The sequence below is a fragment of the Rahnella sp. P4_A8 genome (genome assembly GCF_056402435.1).
The window spans coordinates 19,170-37,415 of record NZ_JBFUHK010000011.1 but is presented as its reverse complement, the minus strand read 5'-3'; the positions used below and the strand labels follow the sequence as shown (position 1 = coordinate 37,415).

Here is an 18,246-nt window from a genome sequence, read left to right as displayed (position 1 = left end):
GAGGGCGCAATAGGTGTTTTGAGAATGCTGAAAAGGATCAATGTAAGATTTGATCTAAGAAACGTTGCGCCCGCAGGCTGACATCGCCGCCGAAGAATTTTTCGCCGGTCGCGTTTTCGATGATTTCGCCGTTTTCCATAAAGACGATGTGATTGGCTGCACGTTTCGCGAAGCCCATTTCATGCGTGACCACAATGCTGGTCATGCCTTCGGCGCTGAGATCGGCCATCACGTCGAGCACTTCGCGGATCATTTCCGGGTCGAGCGCCGAAGTCGGCTCGTCAAACAGCATCAGTTTGGGTTTCATCGCCAGTGCACGGGCAATGGCGACACGTTGCTGCTGGCCGCCGGAAAGTTCATCCGGGAACGAATCGGCTTTATCAGGAATTCGTACTTTGCCGAGCAGTTCCAGTGCCTGCGCCTCGGCTTCACTGCGGCTGACGCCCAGCACGGTCATCGGCGCGAGCATGATGTTTTCGGCCGCCGTCAGATGGGAAAACAGTTCGTAGTTCTGGAACACCATGCCGATGTCACGGCGTAATTTATGCGGCTCGATACTGGCGTGGGTGATGTCCTGATTGCGAAAGAAGATCGACCCCCCCTGGATCGGCTCCAGCAAATTGATGCAGCGCAGCAGGGTAGATTTGCCTGAACCTGACGGACCAATCAGCACCACGGTTTCGCCCTGAACCACATTCAGGGAACAGTTTTTAAGCACGTGTTGTGCGCCAAAATGTTTATCGACGCCGATGATTTCCAGAACCGGTTTGGATTGACTCACGGACTTCTCCTCAGTTTGGCGTGCTGCTGCGCAGCAGGCGTTCAGTCAGTGACAGCGCGGGTTTCTTGCGCTTTTTCGGATCAAGCGAACGTTCCAGCCAGGCCTGTCCGACCATGAATACGGAAGTCAGCACCAGGTAGTAAATACCTGCGGCGCACAGTGCTTCGAAATATCGGAAGCTGGCGCTGGCGGTCTGATTGGCGATAAGCAGCAGTTCCTGCACGGCAATCACCGACACCAGTGCGCTCGACTTCAGCATGCTGATCATCTGATTGCCCATCGGCGGCAACACGATGCGCGCGGCCTGTGGCAACACAATCTTGCGCATGATCTGGCTCTGAGTCATGCCGAGCGCCATCCCCGCCGTTCGCTGCCCGCTGCGTACGGCCTGTAAGCCGGAGCGTAAAATCTCCGCCATATACGCCCCTTCATTTAAGGACAGCGCCATCACCGCACAGGTGAAAGCGGAGAAGCGCAGGCCGAAGGTTGGCAGGACGTTGTAAACGAAAATAATCTGGAACAGCACCGGTGTGCCGCGAAATAACCAGAGATAGAAGAAGGCCAGAACGGATCCCGCCCGGAAGCGGGATTCCTGCAGCAGGGCCAGCACCAGCCCCGCAATAATGCCAAAGAACAACGAGCACACCGTTAACAACAAGGTCATTAATGCGCCCTGAAAGAACGCCGGTGAGAACAGGTATTGCCAAACAAGATCAAGTGACATGAACTTTCCTCAACGTCAGGGCAACGCTTTACTTAACATCACGGTTTCAGAAAATGGACACCGAAGCCGGGAACTGCCATTTGCTGATGATTTTTTGATAAGTTCCGTCTTTCACCACGTCCTGAAGGCCTTTTTCCAGCAGCGATTTCATTTCGGTATCGCCTTTACGCACGGCAAAACCGATGTGCGTGTCTGCTTCAAACTCAGCGCCGACGGCTTCGAAGGTATCGCCTTTTTCACTCAGCAGCGCCACAGCACCCGGCGTTGACAGGAATTCTGCATCAGCACGTTTTTGTGCCACTGCGACGGCGGAATCCGTGGCAGCCGGGAAGGTCAGCACGGTCAGCGCCGGTTTTTTCGCATCCAGACATTTTTGGTTGTCTGCACGCGCCTGACTTTCTTCAATGCCGCCCAGCGTCACGGCGATGTTTTTGCCGCACAGGGACAAATCTCGACCGGTGATTTTTTCCGGATTGCCTTTCGCCACAATGACGCGKCTGCCGATTTTCAGGTACGGCACAAAATCCACCTGCTCAGAACGGGTCGGGTTGATGTACATCGCTGAGTTGATGATATCGAGACGTTTGCCCTGCAACGCGGGGATCAGTCCTTTGAACTCCATCGACATCGGTTCCGGTGTCAGCGCCAGTTTTTTCGACAGGGCGGTGATGAGATCGATATCGAAACCGGTCAGCTTGCCATCTTTAGTAAATTCAAACGGCATGAACGTGGCGGCGGTGCCATACGTCAGATGACCTTTACTGACCAGAACTGGCGCAGCAGCCTGGCTGAACAACGGGGCACTCAGGCAAATAGCGGCCAGAGAGACGGCGGCATATCGACGCAAAAAAGCTTTTTTTGACATGACAGACTCCAGTTTCCCATGAGCAGGATTGCTCTTTTTGTCTCATTAAATACAATTAAATTTGTGAGTCAAGGCTCTTTTTTGGTGCATTAATTGCACGATTTGGGGGCTTTGTAACCAGACTTCACCATCCTCAAGGCTTGTGATATTGTACAAACCTAAACAACAAATACTTTCAGGTGCTGCTATTCCATGACCCAAACTACGACAGCCAGCGGAAGGCGTCTGGCAAACCAAATCCTTGACCTGATACGTGAAGCAAAATTTGAGCCAGGTCATCATCTCAGGGAGCAACAACTGGCTGATATGCTCGGTGTGTCGCGTACGCCGGTGCGTACTGCCCTGAAATTACTGTGTGAATTAGGCATTATCGAAGCGCGGCGCAATCAGGGTTTTTTCCTGCTGAAAGCCTTCGATGAACTTCAGCGCATCAGCATTGATATCCCCGCCAGTAATGATCAGGATTTATACGAGCAACTGGTGAAAGACCGTATCGCCGGAAAGTTGCCGGATTCCCTGACGCAGACGGAAATCGCCCAGCGCTATGACGTCGATCGTGGCGTGCTGGCGCGCACGTTGCTGCGTCTGGCGGAAGACGGGTTGATCGCCCGCAACAAAGGGCATGGCTGGTCATTCTTACCGACCCTGAATACCGATGTAGCGCTGAGTAACGGCTACGGATTCCGTCTGATGATTGAGCCGGGCGCGCTCATGGCGGCAGGTTTTCACGCCGATAAAAGCGCGCTGCGCCGCCTGCGGATGCAGCATATTTATCTGATTACGCATCCGGATATTCTGGCCGTTGATGGCCGTCAGATTTTCGAAACGGACGCCACCTTTCATGAAATGCTGGCGGAGTTCAGCGGCAATATTTTTGTTTTACAGGCAATTCAGCAGCAAAACCGGCTGCGCCGCCTGCTGGAGTTCGGCAGTTACACCAATAAACAGCGTGTGCGCGAATGGTGTGAGGAACATGTCGCCATCATCGACGCCGTGCTGGAAGGGCGGATGGAAGCGGCGGCGGACATGATGCGCAGCCACCTGCAATCGGCTTATCAGATGGTGCTTAACAAAGTCAGCAAAGTGGGGTGATCCGCTGTTTTTGTCTTACATAAACCAGAGGAAAAAGTGATGGATTTTGGTATTCAGGGCCGCGTGGCGCTGGTCAGTGGCGCAGGCGGCGGTTTAGGCCGTGCGATGGCCATTGCCCTGGCAGGCGAAGGCGTTCAGGTGGCGGTTTGCGGGCGAACGCTCAGTGCGTTGCAGGAAACTGTCAGCCTGATTGAAAAACAGGGCGGTACCGCGCAGGCGTGGGTGCTGGATCTGACAGCACCGGAAAGCTTTGATGATGTGCTGATGCAAATCCGCCGCACATTCGGACCGGTGGGTATTCTGATAAACAACTCAGGCGGGCCGCCGCCGACGAAGGCGGCTGGCGTCGCGCCGGATGCGTGGCAATCTCAGTTCTCCACGATGGTGAGTTCGCTTATTCAACTGACCGATAAAGTGCTGCCGGATATGCACAATGCGGGCTGGGGGCGGATTATTACCAGCACGTCGTCGGGCGTGATCGCGCCAATTGCCAACCTCGGCATGTCGAATACTTTACGCATGGCGCTGGTCGGCTGGTCGAAAACGCTGGCCTCCGAAGTGGCGGGTGACGGCATCACGGTTAACGTGATGGTGCCGGGGCGTATTTCCACGCAGCGTCTGGGCCAGCTCGATGCCGCACGCGCCGGGCGGGAAGGGACATTGGTCGAAGAGGTAGCGGCAAAAAGTGCCGCCAGCATTCCGGCAAAACGCTACGGTAAACCGGAAGAGTATGGCGCTGTGGCGGCGTTTCTTGCCAGCCAGCAGGCGTCATATGTAACCGGTTCGGTGATCCGCGTCGATGGCGGCATGATCCCGTCAATATAAACGCGACGTCAGGACGTGATGCTGCGAATCTGTTTCGTGGCATCGCTGTTATTAACCCTGCTAATTTATAAGGGTGACCTATAAGAATGCATGATATTGGTGCATCCTTCTTTATCAGCGCAGTGAATTCCCTCTGAGATTCCCCGCGCCCTCCGTTTCCCACACGTCACGCGTAATAGTTTTCTCTTATATTTTGCGGTATTAGCCTCTGAAGCAGGCGTTTTTAATCTGCGTGCCGGAGATTGGCGTAAATCTTGCTTTTATCAGTCACGCTAATCGTTTGCGTAGATAACTTACCTTCATAACAACAGTCCAGGGTTATCCCTTTTCGCGCAAAATGGAGACAGAGATGAATCTCAGACGTCTGAAATACTTTGTGAAAATCGTCGATATTGGCAGCCTGACACAGGCCGCTGATGTTCTGCATATCGCCCAACCGGCATTAAGCCAGCAACTGGCGACACTGGAAGGGGAATTGCAGCAACAATTGCTGATTCGCACCAAGCGCGGCGTCACTCCTACCGAAGCAGGTAATATTCTTTATTCCCACGCCCAGGCCATTTTGCGCCAGTGCGACCAAATCCACAGTGCCGTGAATAACGCCGGACAATCGCTCAGCGGACAGGTTTCTGTCGGCCTTGCGCCGGGCACTGCCGCCTCCGGGCTGGCGTTGCCGTTGCTACAGGCTGTCCGCAAGCAGCACCCGGGCATTCTGCTGTATCTCAACGAGAATTTCGGCACTGCGCTGGGCGATTTAGTGCTCAACGGGCGCATGGATATGGCGGTCTTTTATGGCACCAGCGTGGCCTCAGGGTTGAGCAGTCAGCCGCTGATGAAAGAAGATTTGTATCTGGTCGGCGCGCATTCTGTGCCGAATCCGGGTAAATATGTCGAACTGGCTGAGGTGGCAAAACTAAACCTGTTCATGCCGCGTTCCCACAATGTCACCCGCCGTCTGGTGGATGATGCGATGGCGTTGCGCCGTTTAAGTGCCAATATCATTGGTGAAATTGAATCTTCCGCCACGCTGACTGCCGCCGTTGCCAGCGGTCTGGGGGCGACTATTTTGCCTGAATCCGCTGCCCGCACCATGACGGGTCCGGCTAAAGCCTGGATGTCATGCATCAGCAGTCCGGCGATTCAGGTTCCGCTTTCGCTGTGCGTTTGTGAAACGCTGGCGTTATCGCAGGAAGCCATGGCGGTGAAGAAGATCCTGCTGTCTCTGGTTTTCGAACAGACGGCTCCGGTGGCAGAGCCGATGTTAGTGGCGAGTTAAGCGGGGCGTTAACATTCAGCTAACCAGGGCAAGGCAAAAAAATCCCCGGCGCATAGATTTTGCCGGGGAAGAGGTGAATGCGCTTATTTAGACGCCGGACTGTAGTTGTCAACAAAGCCAGCGATTCTCTTACCGATAAGGGTGAGAAGTGGCCCGGCAAATACCCCGCCCAAACCGGCAATGACCAGTAACCGGTCATCGTTGGCATTGCGTGACAGAACGAAAATACTCAACAGCATTCCGCTGAAGCAGGAAACAACAATCTGCAACAGGCATGCCCTGATTTCATCCAGGATGGGTTTCTGCTGCCTGAGCATGATATAGCGAACAATCCCGCCCCACGCCGCCATTCCAATGACGCAAAGTACAATACGGTGATCCATCAGGAGGATGTCCCGGATATGTGTTGCCTCGATCATAGTGATGCCCTCAGAAGTAAAAATGAATTCTCAATAAAACTAATGCGGCTAAATTATCACCAGATACGAGGGGGCTAAAATCACAAGACAACACATTTCAGTGTGAGGTTTTCAGGCTGACATCACCGGGCAATTAAAAAATATAAAAGGCTTTGCATTTCAGGTGGTGTGACGACACCTTCCCCTGTGTGAAGAGGAAGGTGTAAAACACGACATCGTGACTGAGCCGGAGGGGTCACTCTGATGTCAGCACGGACATTTTCCCATTTTCCCGCCTTTGCTCGGGAACCTCGCTTCAAGGCATCGCCGGTGGAATTCGCGTTCGGTCATCGGCGTCATTTCCGGGTGTCTGACCTTCATGTGCCGGACATAATTCTGATAATCCTGCACGCCGACCATCAGGCGAAAACTCTGAGCAGTGCGTTTTATCGCCAGTTTCAGCCAGCCGGTCACATTGTGTGGTTTGGGCTGCACGGTGAACAACGGCTGACAGCGGATGACGTGTAACGCCGCAGGGCGCGCGGTTTTAAATAATGCTCTTGAATCAGACATGGCGGGCCTCGCGACGTTGTACGACAGCCGTTTCATGCACTGTCGGTGTGCTCGATTGCAGCGCGCGACGGATAACGAAGAACGCTGAAATCAGCATGGTGACCGCCACCAGCATAAAGAATCCACACAGGATGGCGTTGATCTGATTGTTCAGCACGATGGTTTGCATGTCCGCCAGCGTTTTGGCCGGTTTAATGATTTCGCCGCTGTCGATCCCGGCAGAGAATTTCTTCGCCTGCGCCAGGAATCCAATCGACGGTTTTTCGTGGAAAATCTTCTGCCAGCCCGCAGTCATCGAGGTGATAAACAGCCAGATAGTCGGCAAAATCGTGACCCAGGCGTAGCGCTGTTTCTTCATTTTGAACAGCACCACGGTGCCCAGAATCAACGCCATCGAGGCCAGCATCTGATTACCAATACCAAACAGTGGCCACAGAGTATTTATGCCGCCCAGCGGATCGACGACACCCTGATAAACGAAGAAGCCCCAGCCCGCAACCGCGACGGTGGTACCGGCGAAAGTGCCGATCCACGAACGGTTATTCGCCAGCGAAGGGACGGCGACCCCCACCAGATCCTGCACCATAAAGCGGCAGGCGCGGGTACCGGCATCCACTGCGGTCAGAATAAATAAGGCTTCGAACAGGATCGCGAAGTGATACCAGAAGGCCATCATCGCGCGGCTGTTAAACACATCGGTGATGATGTGTGCCATCCCGACAGCGAAGGTTGGTGCGCCACCGGCGCGGGAAAGGATTGACTGCTCGCCGACATCTTTGGCTATTTGCGTAAGAATGTCTGGCGTGATGACAAAGCCCCAGCCGTTAATCACCTGTGAAGCGCTCTCTGCCGTGGTGCCGATCAGCGCCGCCGGAGAGTTCATCGCAAAATACACCCCCGGGTCGATAACCGACGCACAAATCAGCGCCATGATTGCCACGAACGACTCCATCAGCATCGCGCCGTAGCCGATAAAGCGGATATGGCTTTCGCGCTCAATCAGCTTCGGCGTTGTGCCGCTCGAGACCAGTGCATGGAAACCGGAAATCGACCCGCAGGCGATAGTGATAAACAGGAACGGGAACAGGCTGCCGGAGAATACCGGGCCGCTGCCGTCAATAAAGCGCGAAACCGCTGGCATTTTCATCTCTGGCATAGCAAAGACGATACCGACCGCCAGCCCGACAATGACGCCTATTTTCAGGAACGTTGAGAGATAATCGCGCGGTGCCAGCAGCAGCCAGACCGGCAATACCGAGGCAATAAACCCATAGATCACCAGCACCCAGGTCAGCGTGGTGCCGTGCAGGGTAAAGAACGGTCCCCAGTAAGGATCCGCCGCGACGTTGCCGCCGTAAACGATGGCGAGCATCATCAGCACGAAGCCAATCACCGACACTTCTGCAATTTTCCCCGGACGCAGAAAACGCATATAGATGCCCATAAACAGGGCAATGGGAATGGTCGCGGCAATGGTGAACAGACCCCACGGGCTATCGGCCAGCGCTTTGACGACCACTAACGCCAGCGCGGAAAGAATGATAATCATCACGCCCAGCGCGCCGAGCATGGTGATCACGCCCGCGAAACTGCCCAGTTCCTGCTTTGCCATTTCGCCCAGTGAACGGCCGTCACGACGGGTGGAGATGAACAGGATCAGGAAGTCTTGCACCGCACCGGCGAGCATCACGCCGACCAGGATCCAGATCGTGCCCGGCAGGAAACCCATTTGCGCAGCCAGTATCGGGCCGACCAGCGGACCCGCGCCTGCGATGGCGGCAAAGTGGTGGCCGAACAAAACCCATTTATTGGTCGGCACATAATCCAGCCCGTCGTTACGATGCTCGGCAGGTGTCATGCGTTTGTCATCGAGTTCGAAGACTTTTTCGGCGATAAACAGGCTGTAGAAACGGTAGGCAATGCTGTAACAGGCAACGGCAGCGACCACCAGCCACAGGGCGTTAACATGTTCGCCCCGGCTCAGGGCCAGCATTCCAAAGGCAAAAGCCCCGATTAACGCCACCACCAGCCAGGTTATCCCGGACTTGACGCTTTTCATGATGTACAACTCCTTATGAGTGGTCCGGTGATAGCCAGCCACTTTTTATGTCGAGAGTGTGATGTGGAGAGGTAAGGGTCGCATGGCCGAATGCGGTTGCGACTTTGTTGAATTACTGTTTAAAAATAATGTGTTTATACAGAAAAGTATGAAGTTAAAGATGAATTTGTGATGGGGCTGACGCTTTGCGCAGAGAAGACTGGTCGGATGACAATAAAGTTGTGGCGGGTAAGTAAAAAAGCAAAAAAACCGGCCACGGGGCCGGTTTTCCTGTCTGGTCAGTCAATTATTCAGCGGTTACTGGTTTTTCCTGACCCGGTTTGTGGTCACGCATCTGTTCCATTTTGGCCGCGCGGTTCTGGTAGTTCTCATTGAACTGTTTTTTCTGCTCTGGTGTCAGCAGGTTATACATTTTGTTCTCTGCGCGGGCACGGTCGAGCATACGATCAGACTGTGCTTTGGTAATGGTATCAATCTGCGATTTCACCTTGGCTTCATCGAAGCTGTCGGAAGCCACCAGGTTGTGCATCTGATCCATCTGGGCTTTCATCGCTGCGCGGTCAGGGCGCGCGCCGCTGTCTTTCATGATTTCTTTCATCTGCGTTTTCTGCTGCTCAGTCAGGTTCAGCGCCGCAAACGGGTTCATATGTTGCGGTCCTTTATGATGCAGCATTTTGCCGTGCGTCGCGGTCGTGGCATCAGTGGCCGGTGTGGCTGCGGTTTCAGCAGCAAATGCGAAAGAAGCAGAGCTCAAAGCCAGAGTTGAAGCCACAATCATTGCGGTAAGTTTACGCATAATTAAATTCCTCATTGGAGATTCAGGCAATTCGCCCGTTTTGTTTCGACGAAAACAAGTCTACGCAATCCAATGAATAGTAATGCGGTGTGGATGTAAAAGAGTGAAAGGCGTGGTGTTACTTTTCCAGCGATCGTGGAGAAAGTGTTTAGAAAGCGTAAGGTTGCGCGAACAGGTGTGAAGGGAAGCTCAGATAAATCTGAGTAATGCGATGAATTAACACATTACCATGGCGAATGTTTCGCCGCCATACCTCCCGGGTAAACATTGATTGCTGTTGATGAACAGTTTACTCCGGGGAAAAGCGCAAAATCAGGCATAATAGTTATCATTTGATTAACACTTCCTATAACAGTGCTGATGAATTATGACTCAATCCCGTTATGAAACGCTGGCGCGTACGTTGCGCAGACAAATTGATACGCAGGTCTGGTTGCCGGGCGACCGGCTGCCTTCCTTACGTGATACCTGCAAACAGTCTGGCCTGAGTCTGATGACGGTTTTGCAGGCCTATCAGTTGCTGGAAAGTCAGGGGGTGATTGTCGCGCGTCCGCAGTCCGGTTATTACGTGGCAGCGGGTATACAGCGGCCGGTGCGCCCATCTCCCGACGGGTATTTGCATGCTGCAGAGCAGGTGGACGTCAATGACGCCATTTTCGACATTCTCAAAGCCGGGCAAGATCCCGCCGTGGTGCCACTCGGTTCCGCGTTTCCTGATCCGACACTTTTTCCGCAGCCACGTCTGGCGCGTTCCCTGGCCAGCGCGGTGCGCCGGATGTCCCCGCACAGCGCCATTGCGAATCTGCCACCGGGTAATGAAGAACTGCGCCGCAGCATTGCACAGCGCTATGCACAAAATGGTATTGAAGTCGCGCCCGATGAAATCGTCATTACGTCGGGTGCGATGGAGTCGCTCGGGTTAAGTTTGCAGGTGGTGACAGAGCCGGGTGACTGGGTTGCTATCGAATCGCCAGCTTTTTACGGCGTATTGCAGGCGATTGAACGGCGCAAATTAAAAGCCATCGCCATTCCGACTGACGTGCGTTACGGCATGGATCCCGATGCGCTGGAACAGGCGCTGAAACTTTATCCGATCAAAGCCTGCTGGCTGATGTCGAGTTTTCAGAACCCGCTCGGATGCAGTTTGCCGCCGGAGAAAAAGGCACGGCTGGTGAGTATTTTGCAGGCACATAAAGTGGCTCTGATCGAGGACGACGTATACAGCGAACTGTATTTTGGCAGCGAACGAACGGTGCCGCTGAAGGCGTCAGATTATCGCAGCGACATTCTGCATTGCTCATCGTTTTCGAAATCCCTCGCGCCGGGCTTTCGCGTGGGCTGGGTGGCGGCGGGGGCTTATGCTGAACGTATTCAGCGCCTGCAACTGATGAGCACGTTATCGGCCAGCGTGCCGGTTCAGCTGGCGTTAGCCGATTATCTGCAAAAGGGGGCGCAGCAGGGAGGTTACGATACCCATCTGCGACGCTTACGGCGTGTGCTGGAACAACGGCAGATGGCGATGCGTCATGCGATTCTGGCGGAGTTTCCGGCGCAGGTGTCGGTGACGCAACCTGCAGGCGGCTATTTTCTGTGGCTGGATCTGGGTGACAATGTGGATGCGGCGCGGGTCTATCAGCGCGCGCTGACAAAAGGCGTCAGCGTCGCGCCCGGCACCATGTTTTCTGCCGACAAGCGCTTCAGCCATTGCATCCGTATCAATACCTCTTTCGAATGGGGGCCGCACACCGCGCGCGCCATCTCCATTCTGGCGGCGCTGGTGGCGGAAGAGATTAAAGGTTGAGGATGTTGTTCACAGATCCTGCTCACGCAGCGTCTTGCCCACATTTCCGCCCGGATGCACTTTCAGCAGGCTTTGCTGATCGAAGCCGTTACGCAGCATGATATTGCCGCACAATGCATCGAACACCGCCAGCACCAGCACCACAGACGTGGTGGCCAGCATATTGAGCGGGTCGATTTCCCGCTGGATATGCGTTTTCACCACCAGCGTGGCGGCGCGGGCAATCGCCGAATCCAGATTCTCCGTCACACTGATGATTGCCACACCTTTGGCTTTCAGCGTCGGTAACAGGCGCGTCAGCTCTTCAGAATTGCCGCCACGGGAAATCAGGATCATCAGGTCGTTGCTGCGCATAAATCCCAGGTCACCGTGGGCGGCATCGGTGGCGCTCAGATACACCGCCGGTTGCTCGACGCACGCCAGCATGTGGGCTATTTTCCGCGCGGCAATGCCCGACGTGCCGACGCCGGTGACGGCAATTTTGCCCGTGCAGCCGGTGACCAGCGTCAGTAACTGCTGCCATATATCAGCATCGAGATGATGCTGTAACGCCAGTAATTCCTGACTGTAGGTCTGCCAGCCCTGACACGCCAGGGTAAATTCTTCATCCGCATTCATTGGGTTTCCCCCTGCATCAGGCGGCGGTATTTCATGCTGTCGTGGTACATCTCATGAAATACGCGGTATTTACGGTCGTAATACTCTTTAATTTTGTTGGTTTGCGGTGTCACGGTTTTGCCGATGCGGCTCATGGCGGCCATCGCTTCTGGCAAAGAGTCGTAGGCGCCCGCCGCGACGGTGCCCATCATGGCACTGCCGAGCAGCATCGCTTCGCTTTCTTCCGGCAATAACATCGCGCAGCCTGTGGCGTTGGAATGCTCCTGAACAAACACCGGATTTTTGGTGCCGCCGCCGCTTGCCATCATGGTATCAATGCGATATCCGCTCTGATTCATGGTCTCGATAATGTGGCGGGTGCCCAGCGCCAGCGCCTGAATGGTGGCCAGATAATGCAGCGCCATGTCTTCCGGCGTACGCGAGAGTTTCAGGCCGGTCAGCGTACCGGTCAGCGTCGGGTTAGCGCGCGGTGAACGGTTGCCGTGGAAATAGGGCAGCATATGAATGTCTTTGGTCAGGAAGGCAATATTCTCCGGTTCACCGGCCATTTTTCGCAAAATGCCGTTGAGCACTTCATAGATGGTTTTGCCGCTGTCTTTGCCCTGTTTCAGTAAATCCTGATAACACGGATGCGACTGAATCACATGGTCAATCAGTGCCCCGGTAGTGGATTGTCCACCTTCGTTCAGCCAGTAATCAGGCAGAATGGCCGAATAGTATGGCCCCCAGATACCGCCGATATAGCGTGCGCTGCGGGACATCGCCATATGTGCCGTGGACGTGCCACCAATCAGCGCAATGCGGTTGTCGAAATCGGCCGATTCACCGGAGGCGCCGCTGGCACCGAGAATACCGAGGCTGCCTGCGTGGGCATCGATAATGGAAACGCTGACGGCAGTACCGGCCATCAGCCCCATTTCTGCAGCGGCACGCTGGGTCAGACCGTGTCCGAGCGGTTCACCCATGGTTTTCACTTCGCTGCCGATTTTCGCCGCGTTGTTTTCCAGTAAATCTTCCAGTCCGATCTGACGGAAATAGCTGGGATCCCAGCGGTCTTCATGGCCGATATACGTCCATTTACAGACGGTAGAACACAGCGAACGGGTGGTGTCCTGCGTGGCGCGCCAGGTCAGAAAATCCGGCAGGTCGAACAGGTGGCCGACGTTGTTCCAGGTGGTGGGCATATGCTGTTTCAGCCACAGCAATTTTGGCGTCTGCATTTCCGGCGAAATAATCCCGCCGACGAATTCCAGCACGCGGTGACCGGTGGCGTTGATGCGCTCGGCCTGAGTAATGGCGCGGTGATCCATCCAGACAATAATGTTTTGCTCGCTGCGCCCGGACGGGCTGACGGTCAGCGGCTTGCCTTCTTTATCCAGCACCACCAGCGAACAGGTTGCGTCGAAACCGATACCTTTCACCTGAATCGGGTTGATGTCCGCCTGATTGACCGCGTCTTTCACGGCATTGCAAACGGACTGCCAGATCTCATCAGAAGATTGCTCAACGAAATCGGCTTTCGGGCGGTACAACGTAATCTCACGGCTGGCCTGGCCGACCATGCGGCCGGTCATGTCGAAGACGCCCGCGCGGGCGCTGCCGGTTCCTACGTCTACTCCAATAAAATAACTCGCCATGTTCTTTCCCTTCGGTAAAAAGCTTTCGCTTAAGATTTTCTGTTTTGCAGAGCGATAAACAGGATCAGGACGCCGCCCCACAGAGCCATTGTCAGGTAACTGCTGACGCCCATCAGGTTCAGGCCGCTTTCCAGCATTTGCAGGACGATCAGCGCCAGTACCAGTCCGATGACCCGCCCGAAGCCGCCGTCGGGGTTAATTCCGCCGAGCACGGAGGCCAGAATGGTTACCAGCAAATACGAGTCACCGTAGCCTGCTTTTGCCGAGTTAAATTTGGACATCATCAGCAGTGCCGCGCCCCAGCCGAGCAGGGCGGAAAGCACATACACCGCGATGGTCACTTTGTGCGTATTGACGCCACTGAAGCGCGTGGCCTGTTCGTTGGAACCCATCAGATACAAACTGCGGCCAAGCGTGGTGTGTTCGAGTAAAACCCACAACAACAGCGCCACCAGCAGGAAAAGCAGCAGGGCGACGGGAATGCCCAGCAGACTGCCATTGCTCAGATACTGTATCGCCGCCGGGAAGCCGGAAATCACCGCGCCGTTGGTCAGCAGAATATTCAGCCCGGCGATAAGTGTCATGGTGCCGAGCGTTGCCAGAATCGGTGAGACACCGATATACGCAATCAGCGCGCCGTTAAGTACACCAATGACAACCGCGACAGCCAGACCGGCGAGCATCGCCAGCACGAAATATTGCGGCTGATCCGGATGTGCCACCAGAATGGCCGCCATGACCAGCGAACAGGCATTGGCACCGGCAATGACCGAAAGGTTGATACCGCCGGTGAGCATGGTGATGCCCATCCCCAGCGCCAGCATGCCCAGAATCGGCAACTGCGAAGAGATCGACTGGAAATTACCGACGCTGTAGAAACTGCCGCCCAGCGTGAATGAGAACAACACGGCAACGGCGACGATGATCAGCAACTGCAAACGGATGATGCGGTCGCCGGGGAAGAATCGGTTTAAAGTTGTCATGTCACATCCCCTTTGCCAGTTTGCGTTTTTCATTCCACGCGGTGCTGCTGATGCTGACCAGAATGATCACGCCGCTGAAAACCTGATGCCAGTAAGACGAAATACTCAGCAGGGTCAGACCGTTTTGCAGGAAGGCCAGCAGCATCACACCGAGAATGGTGCCGGTAAGCGAGCCGCGACCGCCGGTCATGCTGGTGCCGCCTAACACCACCGCTGCCAGCACCGTCAGCTCATAACCGAGCAGTGAGTTAGGTGCCACCGACTGCGTAATTTGTGCCTGCACCACGGCAGCGATACCCGCCAGCAATCCCATAAAACCGTAGACGTAAAAATGTAGCCGCAGGATGTTCAGACCGAGACGCGACGCGGCGTCACGGTTGCTGCCCATCGCGTAAATCTGACGTCCCACGCGGGTGCGGTTCATCAGCACGCCGGTGGCGATAATCACGCCCAGCAGGCTGAGCAGCGGCAGCGTCAGGCCATAGTCATAGCCATCGGCAGCGGTAAAGGAGAACCAGTTAATGCCGTTCATAAACCAGTCAGGGAAACCGTACAGCCAGGTGCCGTTGGTCAGATACACCAGCAAACCGTAGAACAGGTTCAGCGTGGCGATGGTGATAATAATGGCCGGAACGCGCAGCCAGTAAACCAGAAAACCGTTCACCAGCCCGAGTAACAAACCGGTACCCATCGACATGGCAAACGCCAGCGGAAAGCTGCCGCCATGATGAATGATGTAACTCGCCATCACGTACTGACCGATGGCGGTGACGGCCGGGAAGGAGATGTCGATGCCACCGGCGATCAGCACCACAAACAGGCCACAGGCCAGAATACCGAGAATGGCGTAACTGGTGGCGACATCGGTCAGGTTGCCGAGCGTCATAAATTCACTGGTGCTGACACTCAGGCCAATCACCAGCAGCAGAACCAGTAATCCCAGCCAGAATTCGTGCTGAGAAAACAGTTTCGAGAGAGATTTATTATCCATTGATCGCCTCCGCAATTTGCGCTTCGCTGCTCTGGTGTGGGGCGAATTCCGCCACCAGTTCGCCTTTGCGCATCACCAGCACGCGGTGACTGTTGTAATAAGCTTCCGGGATTTCATCGCAAATCATCAGCACCGCCATGCCGGACTCCGCCAGATCACGTGCGATGCGATAAATCCCTTCTTTGTTGGCGATATCGACACCCACCGTGGGGGAGTCGAGGATCAGGATATGCGGTTGCGTCGCCACCCATTTGGCGATAGCGATACGCTGCGCATTGCCGCCGGACAGGGTTTTCACTGGCAGGCCGCTGTCCGACACTTTAATGTTCAGATCACGGATCAGGTCTTTCACCACTGACGCTGCTTTGCGGTGATCCATCAGCCCTGCGCGGGTGTGCAACTTGTCGAAAATCGACACCAGCGTGTTGTCGTAAATGGATTGCTCCATGATCAACCCTTGTGTCAGACGGTCTTCCGACACATAAGCAATACCGTGGCGGATAGCATCGCGGTTGCTGTGGAATTTCACCGCATTGCCGTTAACGCGGATTTCCCCGCTGTCCGGCTGGCTCATGCCAAACAGGCTCAGACACAGCTCGGTTCGCCCTGAACCGAGCAGACCGATAATCGAGGTGATCTCGCCCTGACGCAGCGACAGCGAAATATCCTGATACTGACCTTTGCGGCTCAGGCGGCGGACTTCCAGCAGCGGCGTCACGTCTGCGGGCGCACGGTGCGGCAGATGACTGTAGGTAAAACGCTGTCCGGTCATCAGGAAGGCCAGCTCATTGCTGTCGAGTTCGCTGGCCGCATAGGTGCCGACCAGTTTGCCGTCACGCATCACGCTGATACGGTCAGCGACTTCCATCACTTCATCAAGACGGTGGCTGACAAACACCACGCAAATACCGGCGGCTTTCAGCTCATTCACCACCCGCAGCAGACCGTTTACTTCGGTGCGGGTCAGTGAGGCGGTTGGTTCATCCATGATAACCAGACTGGCGTCAGCGGCGATTGCGCGGCATATTGCCACTAACTGACGGTCGGCGATCGACAGCTTTTCGACTTTACGATCCGGGTCCAGAGAGACGCCGACGCGTTGCATCGCCGCGACCGCTTTTTTGCGCATTGCCTCGCGATGTACCCAGAAATCGCCGCCCGGTAAATAACGGTGAATAGCGATATTTTCAGCCACCGATAAATTCGGGAATAAAGATAAATCCTGATAAATAACCTGAATGCCGTAATAAGAAGAAAGTTGTGGTGTCAGGGTATGAAATAATTTCCCGTCGAGGGTAATTGCCGCCCCTTTTTCCGGCTGATAGACCCCGGAAATGACTTTAATAATGGTGCTCTTGCCGCAGCCATTCTGACCCGCGAGGCAATGCACTTCGCCTTTATTCAGCGTCAGGCTGACATTATCCAGCGCTAATACGCCGGGGAATTTTTTACTGATTTTTTCGAGGCTGATAAAGGCCTCAGCAGGGGCAGGGGACGTGCGCGAACTGGACGACGGAGTGAGAGTATTCATCACATTATCCTTACAACATACCCTTCATACTTCGCGCTGTGGATGCGTTGACTGCACTCGCTCACCCGAATCACTTACTTATGTAAGCTCATCGGGATTCACTCATTTGCCGCCTTCCCACAACTCGAATTATTTAGGGTATAAGTTTTCAATGTCTGATTAGAAATTCAGATACGGCACAGCAAACATCGCCGTATCTGTTTCTATTTGCCTGGTGTGGCGCTGGAGATAAATTTATCTCCGGTAAATATCCGGTAAATAAAAGCATTAAAAAGTTAAATCAGAAGCCAAGTGATTTCGCATTCTCTGGTGTGACTTCCAGAATTTTATTAAAGCGGATCACATGCTTATCCATATCCACATCAGCTTTGCCCAGCCCGTCAATGCTCAGATCTTTAGTCACTTCTTTACCCTGCAACATCTGGTCAGCAACGGTGACTAAGGCGTAACCGGCATCTTTCGGATCCCACAACAGCACTTTCTTAATATCGCCACGCATCAGATAGGGCGCGGCCTGAGCTGGCATAGCGATACCGACAACGGCAATTTTATTTTTCGCACGTTTCTGCTGAACGGCCTGACCGGCACCGATCGGGCCGAGCGAACCGAAACCGATAATCCCTTTCAGGTCAGGGTAGGTTTTCATTAAATCGAGCGTCGTGGAGTAAGACTTATCGATGTTTTCTGCGACCGGCAGGCGTGAAGTGACTTCATGCATGTCCGGGTATTTTTCTTTCTGATATTTAATGGCGGCATCAGCCCATGCGTTATGCAATGGCACGGTCAGGGAACCGACATAAATCGCATAACCGCCTTTACCGCCCATATCTTTCGCCAGCTCGTCCATATTGGCTTCGGCATATTTCTGGCTGTCGATGGTTTCGATATCCCACTGACCAATCTGCTGATCGGGAGATTCATGCGTTAACACCACGATGCCCTGATCACGGGCTTTTTTCAGCACCGGCTCCAGCACTTTGGCGTCGTTCGGTACCACGATAATGGCGTCGACTTTTTTGGCGATCAAATCTTCAATCACTTTGACCTGCTGTGCCGGATCCGGCGTGGATGCGCCTACCTGATAGGCGTTGACATCCAGCTTCTGCGCGGCTTCTTTTACGCCGACTTCCATGCGGGTGAACCAGGGAATACCGGTGACTTTAGCGACGACGGCAATGTCATAGGGTTTGGCGGCGAACGACGGTGTTGTGAATAACATGCATGCTGAAACCACACATGCACTGACTAATGCGAGGTTAAATTTCATGTCTGTACCTTTCTTATGAGGTTCTGTTT

At 54.4% G+C, this 18,246-nt stretch carries 17 protein-coding genes; 4 read left to right on the top strand and 13 right to left on the bottom strand.

What is annotated here, in order from left to right; genetic code table 11:
- Positions 1–37 precede the first annotated feature (37 nt).
- From AC1DUO_RS08535 to AC1DUO_RS08525, 3 genes are read right to left on the bottom strand one after another with little or no spacing between them, the layout of a single operon-like run.
- On the bottom strand, positions 38–781 hold the full coding sequence (locus AC1DUO_RS08535) for an amino acid ABC transporter ATP-binding protein (protein WP_013574988.1): 744 nt from the start codon (positions 779–781) through the stop codon (positions 38–40).
- A gap of 10 nt (positions 782–791) precedes the next feature.
- Positions 792–1,505 carry an amino acid ABC transporter permease gene (locus AC1DUO_RS08530; protein ID WP_013574989.1) on the bottom strand — a complete coding sequence of 238 codons (714 nt, stop codon included), beginning with the start codon at positions 1,503–1,505 and terminating at the stop codon, positions 792–794.
- 46 nt (positions 1,506–1,551) lie between these two features.
- The gene (locus AC1DUO_RS08525) at positions 1,552–2,370 is read right to left on the bottom strand and encodes an ABC transporter substrate-binding protein (RefSeq protein WP_477987034.1); all 819 of its coding nucleotides are present in this window, start codon (positions 2,368–2,370) and stop codon (positions 1,552–1,554) included.
- Between the two features lie 192 nt (positions 2,371–2,562).
- Between AC1DUO_RS08525 and AC1DUO_RS08520 the strand changes: the two genes are divergently transcribed.
- The 3 genes from AC1DUO_RS08520 (at position 2,563) to nac (ending at position 5,563) form a co-directional block, all read left to right on the top strand.
- Positions 2,563–3,462 carry a GntR family transcriptional regulator gene (locus AC1DUO_RS08520; RefSeq protein ID WP_013574991.1) on the top strand — a complete coding sequence of 300 codons (900 nt, stop codon included), beginning with the start codon at positions 2,563–2,565 and terminating at the stop codon, positions 3,460–3,462.
- 39 nt (positions 3,463–3,501) lie between these two features.
- On the top strand, positions 3,502–4,287 hold the full coding sequence (locus AC1DUO_RS08515) for an SDR family oxidoreductase (RefSeq protein WP_443566564.1): 786 nt from the start codon (positions 3,502–3,504) through the stop codon (positions 4,285–4,287).
- Positions 4,288–4,636: 349 nt separating this feature from the next.
- Entirely contained in the window at positions 4,637–5,563 is a 927-nt protein-coding gene (gene nac / locus AC1DUO_RS08510; RefSeq protein ID WP_013574993.1) for a nitrogen assimilation transcriptional regulator NAC, read from the top strand.
- 83 nt (positions 5,564–5,646) lie between these two features.
- On the opposite strand, the gene AC1DUO_RS08505 is transcribed toward nac, so the two are convergent.
- From AC1DUO_RS08505 to spy, 4 genes are all read right to left on the bottom strand, one after another.
- Positions 5,647–5,982 carry a phage holin family protein gene (locus AC1DUO_RS08505; protein ID WP_015689658.1) on the bottom strand — a complete coding sequence of 112 codons (336 nt, stop codon included), beginning with the start codon at positions 5,980–5,982 and terminating at the stop codon, positions 5,647–5,649.
- Positions 5,983–6,228: 246 nt separating this feature from the next.
- The gene (locus tag AC1DUO_RS08500; protein ID WP_477987030.1) at positions 6,229–6,534 is read right to left on the bottom strand and encodes a YbdD/YjiX family protein; all 306 of its coding nucleotides are present in this window, start codon (positions 6,532–6,534) and stop codon (positions 6,229–6,231) included.
- Positions 6,527–8,593, bottom strand: a complete 2,067-nt coding sequence (locus AC1DUO_RS08495) for a carbon starvation CstA family protein (RefSeq protein WP_477987028.1) — start codon at positions 8,591–8,593, stop codon at positions 6,527–6,529. Before AC1DUO_RS08495 ends, AC1DUO_RS08500 begins: the two co-directional genes overlap by 8 nt.
- Before the next feature lie 286 nt (positions 8,594–8,879).
- Complete coding sequence (gene spy / locus AC1DUO_RS08490; RefSeq protein WP_037035864.1) at positions 8,880–9,389, bottom strand: ATP-independent periplasmic protein-refolding chaperone Spy; 510 nt, start codon at positions 9,387–9,389, stop codon at positions 8,880–8,882.
- A gap of 367 nt (positions 9,390–9,756) precedes the next feature.
- Between spy and AC1DUO_RS08485 the strand changes: the two genes are divergently transcribed.
- Positions 9,757–11,190, top strand: coding sequence for an aminotransferase-like domain-containing protein (locus AC1DUO_RS08485; protein ID WP_153375015.1), 1,434 nt, complete (start codon positions 9,757–9,759; stop codon positions 11,188–11,190).
- Between the two features lie 9 nt (positions 11,191–11,199).
- Here AC1DUO_RS08485 and AC1DUO_RS08480 read toward each other — a convergent pair whose 3' ends face one another.
- From AC1DUO_RS08480 to AC1DUO_RS08455, 6 genes are all read right to left on the bottom strand, one after another.
- Complete coding sequence (locus AC1DUO_RS08480; RefSeq protein WP_477987025.1) at positions 11,200–11,808, bottom strand: SIS domain-containing protein; 609 nt, start codon at positions 11,806–11,808, stop codon at positions 11,200–11,202.
- On the bottom strand, positions 11,805–13,445 hold the full coding sequence (locus AC1DUO_RS08475) for an FGGY-family carbohydrate kinase (protein ID WP_013575000.1): 1,641 nt from the start codon (positions 13,443–13,445) through the stop codon (positions 11,805–11,807). Before AC1DUO_RS08475 ends, AC1DUO_RS08480 begins: the two co-directional genes overlap by 4 nt.
- Before the next feature lie 29 nt (positions 13,446–13,474).
- Positions 13,475–14,428, bottom strand: a complete 954-nt coding sequence (locus tag AC1DUO_RS08470; RefSeq protein WP_013575001.1) for an ABC transporter permease — start codon at positions 14,426–14,428, stop codon at positions 13,475–13,477.
- 1 nt (position 14,429) lies between these two features.
- Positions 14,430–15,419 carry an ABC transporter permease gene (locus AC1DUO_RS08465; protein WP_379671644.1) on the bottom strand — a complete coding sequence of 330 codons (990 nt, stop codon included), beginning with the start codon at positions 15,417–15,419 and terminating at the stop codon, positions 14,430–14,432.
- Positions 15,412–16,950, bottom strand: a complete 1,539-nt coding sequence (locus AC1DUO_RS08460; protein ID WP_112151794.1) for a sugar ABC transporter ATP-binding protein — start codon at positions 16,948–16,950, stop codon at positions 15,412–15,414. The genes AC1DUO_RS08465 and AC1DUO_RS08460 overlap by 8 nt, the downstream gene beginning before the upstream one ends.
- A 280-nt stretch (positions 16,951–17,230) precedes the next feature.
- A complete protein-coding gene (locus AC1DUO_RS08455; RefSeq protein ID WP_013575004.1) occupies positions 17,231–18,217 on the bottom strand; it encodes an autoinducer 2 ABC transporter substrate-binding protein in 987 nt (328 codons plus the stop codon).
- Between the last annotated feature and the right edge of the window lie 29 nt (positions 18,218–18,246).

Excerpts from the sequence above, each read along its gene's own strand:
- AC1DUO_RS08530 (WP_013574989.1), bottom strand. The coding sequence starts at position 1,505 with ATGTCACTTGATCTTGTTTGGCAATACCTGTTCTCACCGGCGTTCTTT.
- AC1DUO_RS08520 (WP_013574991.1), top strand. The coding sequence starts at position 2,563 with ATGACCCAAACTACGACAGCCAGCGGAAGGCGTCTGGCAAACCAAATC.
- AC1DUO_RS08515 (WP_443566564.1), top strand. The coding sequence starts at position 3,502 with ATGGATTTTGGTATTCAGGGCCGCGTGGCGCTGGTCAGTGGCGCAGGC.
- nac (WP_013574993.1), top strand. The coding sequence starts at position 4,637 with ATGAATCTCAGACGTCTGAAATACTTTGTGAAAATCGTCGATATTGGC.
- AC1DUO_RS08505 (WP_015689658.1), bottom strand. The coding sequence starts at position 5,982 with ATGATCGAGGCAACACATATCCGGGACATCCTCCTGATGGATCACCGT.
- AC1DUO_RS08500 (WP_477987030.1), bottom strand. The coding sequence starts at position 6,534 with ATGTCTGATTCAAGAGCATTATTTAAAACCGCGCGCCCTGCGGCGTTA.
- AC1DUO_RS08495 (WP_477987028.1), bottom strand. The coding sequence starts at position 8,593 with ATGAAAAGCGTCAAGTCCGGGATAACCTGGCTGGTGGTGGCGTTAATC.
- spy (WP_037035864.1), bottom strand. The coding sequence starts at position 9,389 with ATGCGTAAACTTACCGCAATGATTGTGGCTTCAACTCTGGCTTTGAGC.
- AC1DUO_RS08485 (WP_153375015.1), top strand. The coding sequence starts at position 9,757 with ATGACTCAATCCCGTTATGAAACGCTGGCGCGTACGTTGCGCAGACAA.
- AC1DUO_RS08480 (WP_477987025.1), bottom strand. The coding sequence starts at position 11,808 with ATGAATGCGGATGAAGAATTTACCCTGGCGTGTCAGGGCTGGCAGACC.
- AC1DUO_RS08475 (WP_013575000.1), bottom strand. The coding sequence starts at position 13,445 with ATGGCGAGTTATTTTATTGGAGTAGACGTAGGAACCGGCAGCGCCCGC.
- AC1DUO_RS08470 (WP_013575001.1), bottom strand. The coding sequence starts at position 14,428 with ATGACAACTTTAAACCGATTCTTCCCCGGCGACCGCATCATCCGTTTG.
- AC1DUO_RS08465 (WP_379671644.1), bottom strand. The coding sequence starts at position 15,419 with ATGGATAATAAATCTCTCTCGAAACTGTTTTCTCAGCACGAATTCTGG.
- AC1DUO_RS08460 (WP_112151794.1), bottom strand. The coding sequence starts at position 16,950 with ATGAATACTCTCACTCCGTCGTCCAGTTCGCGCACGTCCCCTGCCCCT.
- AC1DUO_RS08455 (WP_013575004.1), bottom strand. The coding sequence starts at position 18,217 with ATGAAATTTAACCTCGCATTAGTCAGTGCATGTGTGGTTTCAGCATGC.